The organism is Devosia sp. Soil_C_22 (genome assembly GCF_057657195.1).
Genome location: NZ_JBDGIY010000001.1, coordinates 2,439,760 through 2,453,733, shown reverse-complemented (window position 1 = coordinate 2,453,733; position 13,974 = coordinate 2,439,760). Strand labels below are relative to the sequence as shown.

At 65.7% G+C, this 13,974-nt stretch carries 7 protein-coding genes; all 7 read left to right on the top strand.

Features of this window, described 5'->3' with window-relative positions; all coding sequences use genetic code 11:
- Window positions 1–32: 32 nt before the first annotated feature.
- Window positions 33–1,901: a monovalent cation:proton antiporter-2 (CPA2) family protein gene (locus AC3A6I_RS11860; protein ID WP_487543908.1), complete on the top strand. Its 1,869-nt coding sequence runs from the start codon at window positions 33–35 to the stop codon at window positions 1,899–1,901.
- A gap of 459 nt (window positions 1,902–2,360) precedes the next feature.
- Window positions 2,361–4,835, top strand: a complete 2,475-nt coding sequence (locus AC3A6I_RS11855; RefSeq protein WP_487543906.1) for a glycogen/starch/alpha-glucan phosphorylase — start codon at window positions 2,361–2,363, stop codon at window positions 4,833–4,835.
- Between the two features lie 3 nt (window positions 4,836–4,838).
- On the top strand, window positions 4,839–7,031 hold the full coding sequence (glgB, locus tag AC3A6I_RS11850; protein WP_487543905.1) for a 1,4-alpha-glucan branching protein GlgB: 2,193 nt from the start codon (window positions 4,839–4,841) through the stop codon (window positions 7,029–7,031).
- Window positions 7,032–7,112: 81 nt separating this feature from the next.
- Window positions 7,113–8,384 (top strand): glucose-1-phosphate adenylyltransferase, encoded by a 1,272-nt coding sequence (glgC, locus tag AC3A6I_RS11845; protein ID WP_487543904.1) that lies wholly within the window; start codon window positions 7,113–7,115, stop codon window positions 8,382–8,384.
- 115 nt (window positions 8,385–8,499) lie between these two features.
- A complete protein-coding gene (glgA, locus tag AC3A6I_RS11840; protein WP_487543903.1) occupies window positions 8,500–9,963 on the top strand; it encodes a glycogen synthase GlgA in 1,464 nt (487 codons plus the stop codon).
- Complete coding sequence (locus tag AC3A6I_RS11835) at window positions 9,944–11,575, top strand: alpha-D-glucose phosphate-specific phosphoglucomutase (protein WP_487543902.1); 1,632 nt, start codon at window positions 9,944–9,946, stop codon at window positions 11,573–11,575. The genes glgA and AC3A6I_RS11835 overlap by 20 nt, the downstream gene beginning before the upstream one ends.
- 13 nt (window positions 11,576–11,588) lie before the next feature.
- On the top strand, window positions 11,589–13,748 hold the full coding sequence (gene glgX, locus AC3A6I_RS11830; RefSeq protein ID WP_487543901.1) for a glycogen debranching protein GlgX: 2,160 nt from the start codon (window positions 11,589–11,591) through the stop codon (window positions 13,746–13,748).
- The last annotated feature ends 226 nt before the right edge of the window (window positions 13,749–13,974 follow it).

Here is a 13,974-nt window from a genome sequence, read left to right as displayed (position 1 = left end):
GTTTGCGGGCTTCCAACAAGCACGGGTGAGCGATGGCAGGCGAAGCGGTAGCGCAGGCGGCGGAGGCGGTGGCACATGGCGGCGGCGTCGACCTGGTACAGGTCGTGGCGCTATTGGCTGCAGGTGTGATCGCGGTGCCGCTGTTCCGCCGGCTGGGGCTCGGTTCGGTGCTGGGCTATCTCGCGGCGGGGCTCGCGGTCGGACCGTTCGGGCTGGGGCTCGTACATGATCCGCTGGGCATCCTGCACGCAGCCGAGCTGGGCGTGGTGCTGTTCCTGTTCATCGTCGGGCTCGAGATGGAGCCGGCCAAGCTGTGGGGGCTGCGCAAGCAGATCTTCGGGCTCGGTGTGTTGCAGGTCGGGCTATGCGGGCTGCTACTGACGCTGGTCGGCATGTTCGTGCTGCAGCTGCCGCCGGCCATCGCCTTCGTGGGCGGGCTGGGCTTCGTGATGACCTCGACGGCGATCGTCATGCAGATCCTCAGCGAACGCGGGGAGCTGCAGTCACCGGCGGGGCAGAAGATGGTGTCCATCCTGCTGCTCGAGGACCTTGCGATCGTACCGCTGCTGGCGATGGTTGCGTTCCTGTCGCCCGGGGTCGATGCAGAGCAGACCGTGATGCAGCGCTGGATTAGCGTGGGCGTGGGGGCGGGCTCGCTGGTCGCGGTGATCTTCGCCGGCCGCTGGGTGCTGAATCCGGTGTTCCGCATCCTCGCCGAATCCAAGGCGCGGGAGATCATGACGGCAGCGGCGCTGCTGGTGGTGCTGGGTGCGGCGCTGATCCTCGATGCGGGTGGGCTCAGCATGGCGATGGGTGCGTTCCTCGCCGGCGTGCTGCTCTCGACCTCGACCTTCAAGCACCAGCTGGAAGCGGATGTGGAGCCGTTCCGCGGCCTGCTGCTGGGATTGTTCTTTCTTGCCGTCGGCATGTCGCTGGACCTCAACGTGGTCGCGGCCAACTGGAGCTTCATCGCGATTGCGGTGGTGCTCTACATGCTGGTGAAGGGCGGCACGATCTACGCCATCGCGCGTCTGCTCAAGTCCGACAATCGCGATGCGATCGAACGCGCGGTGCTGATGGCGCAGGGCGGCGAGTTCGCCTTCGTGCTGTTCACCACGGCGACGGCGGGCGGGCTGATGACGGCCGAAATGAACGCCATGATGACGGCGACCGTGATCATTTCGATGGTGCTGACGCCGTTCTCGACCATGCTGCTGAAGATCGTGCCCAAGCCCAGGCAATCGCTGGCGGATGTCGAGCAGATCCCGGAGGGGTTGAGCGGCAACGTGCTGCTGATCGGCTTCGGCCGCTTCGGGCAGATCGCCAGCCAGCCGCTCATCGCCAAGGGGCAGCACACCATCTCGATCATCGACAACGACGTCGAGATGATCCAGGTGGCCCAGACCTTCGGGTTCAAGATCTACTATGGGGACGGCACGCGGCTCGACATCCTGCATGCCGCGGGGGCCGGCAACGCCGACCTCGTCCTCGTCTGCGTCGACAAGAAGGAAGACGCGACGCGCATCGTCGAACTGCTCAAATCGGAATTCCCGCTGGCCAAGGTGATGGCGCGCGCCTTCGATCGCGGTCATGCGCTGGAGCTGATCCAGGCGGGGGCCGACTACCAGTTGCGCGAAGTGTTCGAGAGTGCCCTCGAGTTCGGCGCCGAAACGCTCCGCCAGCTCGATGTCGACGTGGTCGAGGTGGGCGAGATCATCGAGGGCGTGCGCGAGCGCGATCGGCAACGCTTCGCCGCGCAGATGGTCGGCGGCCTGATGGCCGGCCGCGACCTGCTGATCTCCAACGCGCAGGACCAGGCGCGCGAGAGCGGCACGGTGACGGGGCCATCTACGCCGGTCATGCCGCCGCCGGAGGATGCGGCGCAGGTCGCGAAGGGGTAGGGGCCGCGTTCTTCGCGAAGGTCAGTGCGGGAAGATACCCCCCACCCTGTCCCTCCCCCGCAAGGGGGGAGGTGACCTGCGTTCGCAAGTCTTCGTCCCGCTGGTACCGTGCGCTGTGTGAGCGTCTCCCTCCCCCTTGCGGGGAGGGGACAGGGGTGGGGGTATCTTTCGGCACCGATGCCGGCCAAGCCACGGTGTCATCCCGGCGCAGGCCGGGATCCAGCCTGGGGTGCTTCAGCGCGCCGTGAAGGCGGAGAGACCTCAGGATGGGCCCCGGCCTGCGCCGGGGTGACGCGGTGAGTTGGCGACAGCGTGCCTCACCGGCCCAATAGAACAATCGCCCAAGCTCTAGGCACGCTGCCTTAGAACCATTCTCATCGGGGCTTCCCACGGTGGCGTTTCAGTGCAACAGTGACCGTATAGAGGGGAACGTCATTACTGTGATGCCGGATTGCGACAATGCCGCAAAAGCCCCTCGTATTGGATGCTCCCGTCCCCGAAAAGCGCGCCCTGACCACCGAGGCGCTGCAGGACGAGATCCTTGAAAAGCTCACCTATTTCATCGGCAAGGACCCGATCGTCGCGCGTCCGCACGACTGGCTGAAGGCCACGATCTATGCGGTGCGCGACCGCATCATCGACCAGTGGATGGAGTCGAGCCGGGAGACCTGGCGCACCTCCAACAAGCGCGTCTACTATCTCAGCCTCGAATTCCTGATCGGGCGGCTGCTGCGCGACGCGATGAACAATATCGGCGTCATGGAGCATGTCCGGGCGGCGCTGAAGAACTTCAACGTCAACATCGACGACATGATCAACCTCGAGCCCGACGCGGCGCTCGGCAATGGCGGCCTCGGCCGGCTTGCGGCGTGCTTCATGGAGTCGATGGCGACGGTCGATATCCCGGCCTATGGCTACGGTATCCGCTACGTGCATGGGCTGTTCCGGCAGGAGATGAGCGACGGCTGGCAGGTCGAGCTGCCCGAGACCTGGCTCGCCCATGGCAACCCGTGGGAGTTCGAGCGGCGGGAGTCGAGCTACGAGGTCGGCTTCGGCGGGCAGGTGGTGCCGGTGCCCGAGCCCGACGGGACGACGCGGCTCGAATGGCGGCCGGCCGAGCATGTGCTGGCGGTGGCCTTCGATACACCGATCGTGGGCTGGCGCGGCAAGCGCGTGAACACGCTCCGGCTGTGGTCGGCGCAGCCGATCGACCCGATCCTGCTCGACAAGTTCAACGCCGGCGACCATATCGGCGCGCTCGAGGAGAGCGCCAAGGCCGAGGCGATCACCCGCGTGCTCTATCCGGCCGATTCGACTCCGTCGGGTCAGGAGCTGCGGCTGCGCCAGGAGTTCTTCTTCTCCTCGGCCTCGCTGCAGGACATCGTGCGCCGGCACATGCAGGCCTATGGCGACCTGGGGACGCTCTCCGACAAGGTGGCGATCCAGCTCAACGACACGCATCCGGCGATCTCGATCGCCGAACTGATGCGCATCCTGATCGATATCCACGGCATGAAGTTCGCGGCGGCCTGGAAGCTGACCAAGGCGACCTTCGGATACACCAACCATACGCTGCTGCCCGAGGCGCTCGAGACCTGGCCGGTGGGGCTGCTGGAGCGGTTGCTGCCGCGCCAGATGCAGCTGATCTACGCCATCAACGCCGAGGTACTGGGCGAGGCCCGCGCCATGGGCGGGTTCACAGACAACCAGATCGCCAACCTGTCGCTGATCGACGAGCATGGCAGCCGGCGCGTGCGCATGGGCCAGCTGGCCTTTGTCGGCTCGCACTCGATCAATGGCGTGTCGGCACTGCATTCCGACCTCGTCAAGAAGACGCTGTTCGCCGATCTCGACCGGCTCTATCCGGGGCGCATCAACAACAAGACCAACGGCGTGACGCCGCGGCGCTGGCTGATGCAGTGCAATCCGGAGCTGACCAAGCTGATCGCGGGGCGGATCGGGCCGGAATTCCAGGACAAGCTGGAGCTGCTCAGCGGGCTCGACGCGCATGCCGACGATCCGACCTTCCAGGACCAGTTCAAGGCGGTGAAGCGGGCCAACAAGGCGCGGCTGGCGCAGGTGATCAAGGACCGGCTGGGGATCGTGGTGTCGCCGGACGCGCTGTTCGACGTGCAGGTGAAGCGCATTCACGAATACAAGCGCCAGTTGCTCAACGTTATCGAGGCGGTGGCGCAATACTCGATGATCCGCTCGCACCCGGAAAGGGACTGGGTGCCGCGGGTAAAGGTGTTCGCCGGCAAGGCGGCGCCGGGCTACTGGAACGCAAAGCTCATCATCAAGTTGATCAATGACGTGGCTACGGTCGTGAACAACGACCCGGCTGTTCGCGGTCTACTGAAGGTGGTTTTCCTGCCCAATTATAACGTGAGCCTCGCCGAGACGATCATCCCGGCGGCGGACCTTTCCGAGCAGATTTCGACGGCCGGCATGGAGGCCTCGGGTACGGGCAACATGAAGTTCATGGCCAATGGCGCCATCACCATCGGCACGCTCGACGGCGCCAATGTCGAGATGCTGGAGCAGGTGGGGCCGGAGAATATGATGATCTTCGGGCTGACGGCGGACAAGGTGGCCGAGAAGCGCCAGCGCAGCGAAGTGCCGCGTTCGGCCATCGACAGCTCGCCGATGCTGCGCGAGGCGCTGGAGGCGATTTCGTCGGGCGTGTTCTCGCCCGACGATCCGAACCGCTACCGCGACCTGATCGGCGGCATCTACGACCACGACTGGTTCATGGTGGCGCGCGACTTCGACGCCTATGCCGCCGCGCAGCGCAGCGTCGACCAGGTCTGGAACAACCCACGCAAATGGTATTCCATGGCGATCCGGAACACTGCGCATGTCGCCTGGTTCTCTTCGGATCGGACGATCACGGAATATGCCAAGGGTATCTGGGGCGTGCCGGTCGGGGGTTAACGGGTGACCAAGTCCAAGTGGCAGGCGGCTGACAGCGACGTCCAGGCGATCGTTGCCGGCCGACATTCCGATCCATTCTCGATCCTGGGCCTGCACCAGGTCGGGGATATCTGGGTGGCGCGGACCTTCATTCCGCACGCGGAGTCGGTGTCGGCGCGCACGCTCGACAGCCGGATCCTCGGAGAGCTGAGCCCTCGTGGCGAGGGCTTCTTCGAGGGCGAGGTGAAGCTGACGGGCCGGATGCCGGTCAGCTATCACGCGCGCAATGACGGGGGCGAGTGGAACGTCCTCGACCCATACAGCTTCGGGCCGGTGCTCGGGCCGATGGACGACTATTATATCGGCGAAGGCTCGCACCTGAGGCTGTTCGACAAGCTCGGCGCGCATGCCATCGAGTTCGAGGGCGTGAAGGGCACGCATTTCGCCGTATGGGCGCCCAATGCGCGGCGCGTCAGCGTGGTCGGGCCGTTCAACGAGTGGGACGGGCGGCGGCACCCGATGCGGGTGCGCATCAATACCGGGGTGTGGGAAGTGTTCATCCCCGGGGTCGCTCCGGGCGAAGTCTACAAATACGAGATCGTCGGCGCCGACGGCGACCTGCGGCCGCTCAAGGCCGATCCGTTCGCGCGGCAGTCGGAGCTGCGGCCAAAGACGGCTTCGGTGGTCACCGATCCCAAGCCGTTCGAGTGGACGGACGCGGCCTATCTCGAAAAGCGTGCCAGGACCGACTGGCGGCGGAAGCCCGTCTCGATCTACGAAGTGCACATGGGGTCGTGGCGACGGCGGGCGGATGGCTCGTTCATGAGCTACGAGCAGCTGGCCGAGCAGCTGATCCCCTATGCCGCCGACAGCGGCTTCACCCATATCGAGATGCTGCCGATCACCGAGCATCCGCTCGACCTGAGCTGGGGCTACCAGCCGACCGGGATGTATGCCCCGACCGCCCGGTTCGGCGATCCCGACAGCTTCGCCAGGTTCGTCGATAGCGCGCATGCGGCGGGGCTGGGCGTGATCCTCGACTGGGTACCGGCGCACTTCCCCACCGACGAGCACGGGCTGGCGCGTTTCGACGGCACGGCGCTCTACGAGCACGAGGATCCGCGGCAGGGCTATCACCCCGACTGGAACACGGCGATCTACAATTTCGGGCGTCAGGAGGTCGTGAGCTTCCTCGTCAACAACGCGCTCTACTGGCTGGAAAAATTCCACCTCGACGGGCTGCGCGTCGACGCGGTGGCCTCGATGCTCTACCTCGATTACTCGCGCCAGCCGGGGCAGTGGGTGCCCAACCAGTTCGGTGGCAACCACAATCTCGAGGCGGTGGAGTTCCTCAAGCGGGTGAACACCGAGGCTTATCGCCAGCATCCGGGCGTGATGATGATCGCCGAGGAATCGACCTCGTGGTCGGGCGTATCGGCGCCGGCGGACAAGGGCGGGCTGGGCTTCGGGTTCAAGTGGAACATGGGGTTCATGAACGACACCCTGCGCTACATGAGCCGCAACCCGATCCACCGCCGCTTCCACCATGGCGACATGACCTTCGCCGCGCTCTATGCGTATTCGGAGAATTTCATCCTGCCGCTCAGCCATGACGAGGTGGTGCACGGCAAGGGCTCGCTGCTTTCGAAGATGGGCGGCGACGACTGGGGACAGTTCGCGGGCCTGCGCGCCTATTACGGCTTCATGTGGGGCTGGCCGGGCAAGAAGCTCCTATTCATGGGCCAGGAATTCGCGCAGCGCGAGGAGTGGAACGAGGCGAGGGGACTCGACTGGTGGCTGCTCGATGCGCCGGCGCATGAAGGCGTGCGGCGGCTGGTGACCGATCTCAACGCCCTCTATCGCGAGCTGCCGGCGCTGCATGCGCGCGACAACGAGCCGGAGGGGTTCGAGTGGCTGATCGGCAACGACCACACCAACTCGGTGTTTGCCTTCGCGCGCAAGGCCCCGGGCGAGCAGCCGGTGGTGGTGATCGCCAACATGACGCCGGTGCCGCGCGAGAATTATCGCGTGCCCATGCCGCTCGCCGGCAACTGGGTGGAGCGGCTCAATACCGATGCCGGCTGGTATGGCGGGACCAACAAGGGCAACCAGGGCCGGGTGGTGGCCAAAGAGAGCACGGTGAAGGGGCTTGGCCCCTATGCCGACCTCTACCTGCCGCCGATGTCGACGCTTTATCTGAAATACGACCCCTCCTGAGAGGGGCAGTGCTTAGGGACAGTCGCGTGAACGGATACAAGAGCCTGCAAATTTCCGGGCACGTGGTTTGGGGAGGGAAACATGGCTGACTACAGGACTCCATCGCCACTCGCCCGCGAGGCGATGGCCTATGTGCTGGCAGGCGGGCGCGGTACCCGGCTGTTCGAGCTGACCGACCGGCGCGCCAAGCCCGCCGTCTATTTCGGCGGCAAGTCGCGTATCATCGACTTCGCGCTATCCAATGCGCTCAACTCCGGCATCCGCCGCGTGTCGGTGGCGACGCAGTACCAGGCGCATTCGCTGATCCGGCACCTGCAGCGGGGCTGGAACTTCCTGCGCACCGAGCGCAACGAAAGCTTCGACATCCTGCCGGCAAGCCAGCGCGTGTCGGAAACGCAGTGGTACGAGGGCACCGCCGATGCCGTGTACCAGAACATGGACATCATCGAGGATTACGGCCCGCGCTACATCGTGCTGCTCGCGGGCGACCACATCTACAAGATGGACTACGAGATCATGCTCCGCCAGCACGTGGATACGGGCGCGGACGTGACCATCGGCTGCCTCGAGGTGCCGCGCATGGAGGCCACCGGCTTCGGCGTGATGCATGTCGACGGGCGCGACCGGATCGTCGATTTCGTCGAAAAGCCCAAGGACCCGCCGGGCATCCCGGATCGGCCGGACTACGCGCTCGCCTCGATGGGCATCTATGTGTTCGAGACGCGCTTCCTGATGGAGCAACTGCGCCGGGACGCGGCGACGGCCGGGTCGAGCCGCGATTTCGGCAAGGACATCATCCCCTATATCGTCAAGAACGGCTCGGCCTGGGCGCACCGCTTCCCGCGCTCGTGCGTGCGCTCGCCCAACGAGGAAGTCGCGTACTGGCGCGACGTGGGTACGGTCGATGCCTACTGGAAAGCCAATATCGACCTCACCGACGTCACCCCGCAGCTCGACCTCTACGACCGCGACTGGCCGATCTGGACCTTTGCCGAGATCACCCCGCCGGCCAAGTTCGTGCATGATTTCGAGGGTCGGCGCGGCTCCGCGGTGAACTCGCTGGTGTCGGGCGACTGCATCGTGTCGGGTGGCCAGCTGACGCGCACGTTGCTCTCGACCGGCAGCCGGGTGCATTCCTATTCCGAGCTGCACGAGGCGGTGGTGCTGCCTTACTGCACGATCGCGCGCGGGGCGCGGCTCAGGAAGGTGGTGGTCGATCGGGGCGTGTCCATTCCCGAGGGACTGGTGGTGGGTGAAGATGCCGAGTTCGACGCCAAGTGGTTCCGCCGCACCGCCGACGGGGTGACGCTGATCACCCAGCCGATGATCGACAAGTATCTCAGCAGTCGATGAAGCCCTCAGGCGCTGCAGGGCAGCGAGGGCTTCACGTCCGTTTAGTTGTCGCGTGTTCGAACCGGAAAAGTCTGCAACTTTTCCTGAACACGCTCCGATCGCCGCGGGAGCACCGATGACCGAAGTCCTCTCCGTCGCCTCGGAGGCTTTCCCGCTGATCAAGACGGGAGGCCTCGCAGACGTCGTCGGCGCGCTGCCGGCGGCGCTGGCGCCGCATGATGTGTCCATGCGCGTGCTGCTGCCGGGCTATCCGAAGGTCATGGATGCCCTGCGGGGCGGCCGGGAGCTCTGGTATTACGACGATTTCTTCGGCGGCGAGGCCCGGCTGATCGGCGGCAGGGCGAAGGGGCTCGACGTCATCGCCATCAACGCGCCGCACCTCTACGACCGGCCGGGCAACCCGTATCTGGGACCGGATGGCCGGGACTGGCCCGACAACTGGCAGCGCTTCGCGGCGCTGAGCTTTGTCGGCTACGACATCTCGCGCGGCATGCTGGAGGGCTACCGCCCGGACATCGTCCACTGCCACGACTGGCAGGCGGGGCTGGTGCCGGCCTACATCAAGTTCAACCCGGGCAGCAGCGCCAAGACCATCCTGACGGTGCACAATATCGCCTTCCAGGGCGTGTTCGGCTGGGACGTGTTCAACGGCCTGAAGCTCGACTACGAGGCGGCCCGCACCGGCTCGATCGAGTATTTTGGCAACATGGGTTATCTCAAGGCCGGTCTGCAACTCGCCGACATCGTGACGACGGTGAGTCCGACCTACGCGCACGAGATCCGCACGGGCTACTACGGCATGGGGCTCGAGGGGCTGCTGCAATCGCGCTCCGAGACAGTGCACGGCATCCTCAATGGTATCGACGCGGCAGAGTGGAACCCGGCGACCGACGCGGCACTGCCGCAGCAATATCAGGCGAGCACGATCTTTCAGCGCGCTGCCAACAAGCAGGCGGTCGAGCAGCATTTCTCGCTCGAGGCGGGTGAGGGGCCGATCCTTGCGGTGGTGAGCCGGCTCACCGGGCAGAAGGGGCTCGACATGCTGCCGGCCCATATCGACAACCTCGTCGCCCAGGGCGGGCGGCTGGTGGTGCTGGGCACGGGCGAGCCGCATATCGAGGATGCCTTTGCCGGCGCCGCACTGCGGCACCCCGGGCGCGTGGGTGTGGAGATCGGCTATTCGGAGCCGCTGAGCCACTTGATCCAGGGCGGAGCGGACGCGATCCTGATCCCGTCGCGCTTCGAGCCATGCGGGCTGACCCAGCTCTATGGTTTGCGCTATGGTTGCGTTCCGGTGGTCAGCCGCGTGGGCGGCCTTGCCGACACGGTGATCGACGCCAACGAAGCCGCCATCGAGGCTGGCGTCGGCACCGGAATCGTGTTCTCGCCGGCCACAGAAGAGGCTCTGGGCGAAGCCATTCGCCGGACGCTGGCGCTCTATGCGCGGCCGAAGGTGTGGCACAAGATGCAGCGCCGGGGGATGAAGTCGGATGTCTCCTGGGAACTCAGCGCCGAAAAATACGCCGACCTCTACGCGTCAATCCTGGGGCACAAACAGAATGACGACACTGACGATTGAGACGACGCCTTTTGCCGACCAGAAGCCGGGCACGTCCGGCTTAAGGAAGCGGACCAAGGCGTTCTCGGTGCCGAACTATGTCGAGAACTTCGTGCAGTCGATCTTCGACTGCCTCGAGGGGATCAAGGGCAAGACGCTGGTGATCGGCGGCGATGGCCGCTACTTCAACGATGTCGCCATCCAGAAGATCATCCGGATCGCCGCGGGCAACGGGTTTGGCACGGTGCTGGTGGGCCAGAACGGGCTGCTGTCGACGCCGGCGGCCAGCCACGTGATCCGCCACCACAAGGCGTTCGGCGGGCTGATCCTGTCGGCCAGCCACAATCCGGGCGGGCCGGACGGCGATTTCGGCATCAAGTACAACGTCAGCAATGGCGGGCCGGCGCCGGAGAAGATCACCGAGGCGGTGTTCGCTCGCTCCAAGGTCATCGACCGCTACCTGACGGTGGATGCGCCGGACGTGGACCTTTCGCGCATCGGCACGCAGCATTCGGCCGGCATGGTGGTCGAGGTGATCGACCCGGTCAGCGACTATGCGGCGCTGATGGAGACGCTGTTCGATTTCGACAGAATCCGCGCCATGTTCGCAGGCGGCTTCCGCATGCGCTTCGACGCGATGCACGCCGTGACCGGGCCTTACGCCCACCGCATCCTCGAGGGGATGCTGGGGGCGCCGGCGGGGACGGTGATCAACGGCACGCCGTCGCCGGATTTCGGCGGCGGGCATCCCGATCCGAATCTCGTCTATGCCAAGGAGCTCTACGACCTGATGATGAGCGAGGACGGCCCGGATTTCGGCGCCGCCTCGGACGGCGACGGCGACCGCAACCTGATCATCGGCAAGAACCGGTTCGTGACGCCCTCGGACTCGCTCGCCATCCTCGCTGCCAACGCGCCGCACGCGCCGGGCTACGCAGATGGCATTGCCGGTATCGCCCGCTCGATGCCGACCAGTGCGGCGGCCGATCGCGTCGCCGAAAAGCTCGGCATCGAGATGCACGAGACGCCCACGGGCTGGAAGTTCTTCGGCAACCTGCTGGACGCGGGGCGAGTCACCATCTGCGGCGAGGAATCGGCGGGCACCGGCTCGAACCATGTGCGCGAAAAGGATGGGCTGTGGGCCGTGCTGCTATGGCTCAACGTGATCGCGGCGCGCGGGCAGGGCGTCGACATGATCGTGCAGGACCACTGGGCCACCTACGGGCGCAACTATTACACCCGCCACGACTATGAAGAAGTCGACGCGGCGGCCGCCAATACGCTGATGGACGAGCTGCGCGCAAAACTGCCGGCGCTGGTGGGACAGACGCTCGAGGGCAGGGCGGTGGCCTATGCCGACGACTTCACCTACCACGATCCCGTGGACGGTTCGACGAGCGCCAGGCAGGGGGTGCGGATCGGCTTTGCCGATGGCAGCCGCATCGTGCTGCGGCTCAGCGGAACCGGCACTGTGGGGGCCACGTTGCGTATCTACCTTGAACGCTACGAGCCGCCCCATGGACAGCATGATCTCGACACCCAGTCTGCACTCGCCCCTCTCATCGCCATCGCAGACAGTGTCGCCGGGATCAAATCCCGCACCGGCCGTGATGCGCCGAGCGTTATCACTTGAGGACCCGTATCTAGTGAAACCCGAACTGATCCCGGGCGCCGGCAGCCCGGAGAAACTCGGCGCCACCATCACCGCCGAGGGTGTGAACTTCGCCGTCTATTCCGAGACGGCGTCGGCGCTGTTCGTTTCGATCTACGACGAGACGGACAAGGAAATCGGGCGCTTCGAGCTCGATGGCCACGATGACAACGTGCACCACGGGCTGGTCGCCAATATCGGCGCCGGCGCGCGCTACGGCTTGCGTGCCGATGGCCGCTACGATCCGGACCAGGGCTATTTCTTCGACCCCAACAAGCTTCTGGTCGACCCGTACGCGAGGCGCATCGACCGCACCTTCGTGCGCTCGCCGCGGCTGCGCCTGCATCGCGACGAGGCGGTCGACACGGCGCCGCTGATCCCCAAGGCGATCGTCGTAGGCGCGGAGAACACGGCCGTGATGCCGCGCCGCAAGGCGCCGCAGATGTTCTACGAGCTGAACGTGCGCGGCTATACCATGCGCCATCCCTCGGTGCAGGGGCCGCTGCGCGGTACCATCGCCGGGCTGACGACGCAGCGGGTGATCGACCATTTCAAGTATCTGGGCGTCGATGTCGTGCAGCTAATGCCGACCGCGGCCTGGATCGATGAAGGCCACCTGCCGGCGCTCGGGCTGACCAATGCCTGGGGCTACAACCCGGTGACGTATTTTGCGCTCGATCCGCGGCTCGCGCCGCGCGGCCCGCAGGAATTGCGCACCATGACCGACATGTACCGCAAGGCGGGCATCTCGGTGATCCTCGACGTGGTCTACAACCACACCGGCGAGGGCGACGCCGACGGGCCGATGCTGTCGATGATGGGGCTCGACGCCAAAACCTACTACCGCTTCGTCGAGGTCGACGGGAAACAGCACCTCGTCAACGACACGGGCACTGGCAACACGCTGCGCTGCGACCATCCGGCGGTGCAGAACCTCGTGATCGACAGCCTGCGCTATTTCGTCGAGGAACTCGGCGTGTCCGGCTTCCGCTTCGACCTCGCGCCGGTGCTCGGTCGCGAGCCGGGGTTCAATCCGGACGCGCAGATGCTGCAGCGGATCAAGTCCGATCCGGTGCTGAGCAAGTCGATCCTCGTGGCCGAACCGTGGGATCCGGGTCCGGGCGGCTATCAGCTCGGTCGCTTCGGCAAGGAATTCCACGAGCACAACGACACGTTCCGCGACGAAGTGCGCTCGTTCTGGAAGGGCGATCAGGGCAAGATCGGGGCCCTGGCCGGCAAGGTCGCCGGCTCGGCCGAGATCTTCAACTTCGCCGGGCGCAAGCCGACGGCCGGGGTGAACATGCTCGCCGTGCATGACGGCTTCACGCTCGCCGACCTCGTCAGCTATCTCGACAAGCACAACGAGGCCAATGGCGAGAACAACCGCGACGGCCACAACAACAACTACTCGTGGAATTGCGGCGCCGAAGGACCGACCGACGACGCCAACATCAACGCCGCCCGCCGCCGCGACGTGCGGGCGCTGCTGGCGACGCTGTTCCTCAGCCGCGGCCTGCCGCTGCTGCAGCAGGGCGATGAGTTCGGCCGCTCGCAGCAGGGCAATAACAACGCCTATGCGCAGGACAACGAGATCACGTGGCTCGACTGGGAGAAGGCGGACGGCGAACTGGTCGACTATGTCGCCGCGCTGACCGAGTTCCGGCGCAAGCATACGGCGCTGACGCACGACCATTTCCTCACCGGCGAGACCCGCAAGGGCGTGCGCGATGTTGCCTGGCTGCATCCGGACGGCCGCGAGATGACCGACGGCGACTGGAACGATGACGGCGCCTCGGTGCTGGGCATGCGGCTGCAGACGGCGGACGAGGAACTGATCGTGTGGTTCAACCGCCGGATCGAACCGGTGCTGGCGCGGCTGCCCGAAGGCTACTGGACGGTGGGCCTGCAGTCGGACGACAAGGCAGTGCTGCCGCTCGCCGACGGCGCAGCGACGCTGCCGCCGCGCTCGGTGGTGGCGCTGGTGAAGGCCCAGATCCCGCCGGAGAAGCCGGAAACGACGCCGGGGCAATATCCGGAGGAAACGCCGGTGCAGCCCGAGACCCCGCAACCGCCGCCGGCTCCGGACAGCGTACCGGGCAATCCGCCGGTCGAAGTGCCGCCGAGCGAGCCCCCGGAGACGACGCCGAAGGAATAGGGCTGCCACAAGGGAAGATTCCCGCTTTCGCGGGAATGACCCGGTGGTTGGACTAGCCACGATGTCATCCCCGCGAAAGCGGGGATCTTCGTTTCAGGGCAGCACTGAGGGCTGTGGCTTCCACGACCCCCTCTCTGCTGCGACTAACTCGCTGGCGCTCGTAAGTCTCGCGTCTCCCCCGCCAAGGGGGAGAGGGTGCGTCGCTGCAGGCATCCGATACTGATGG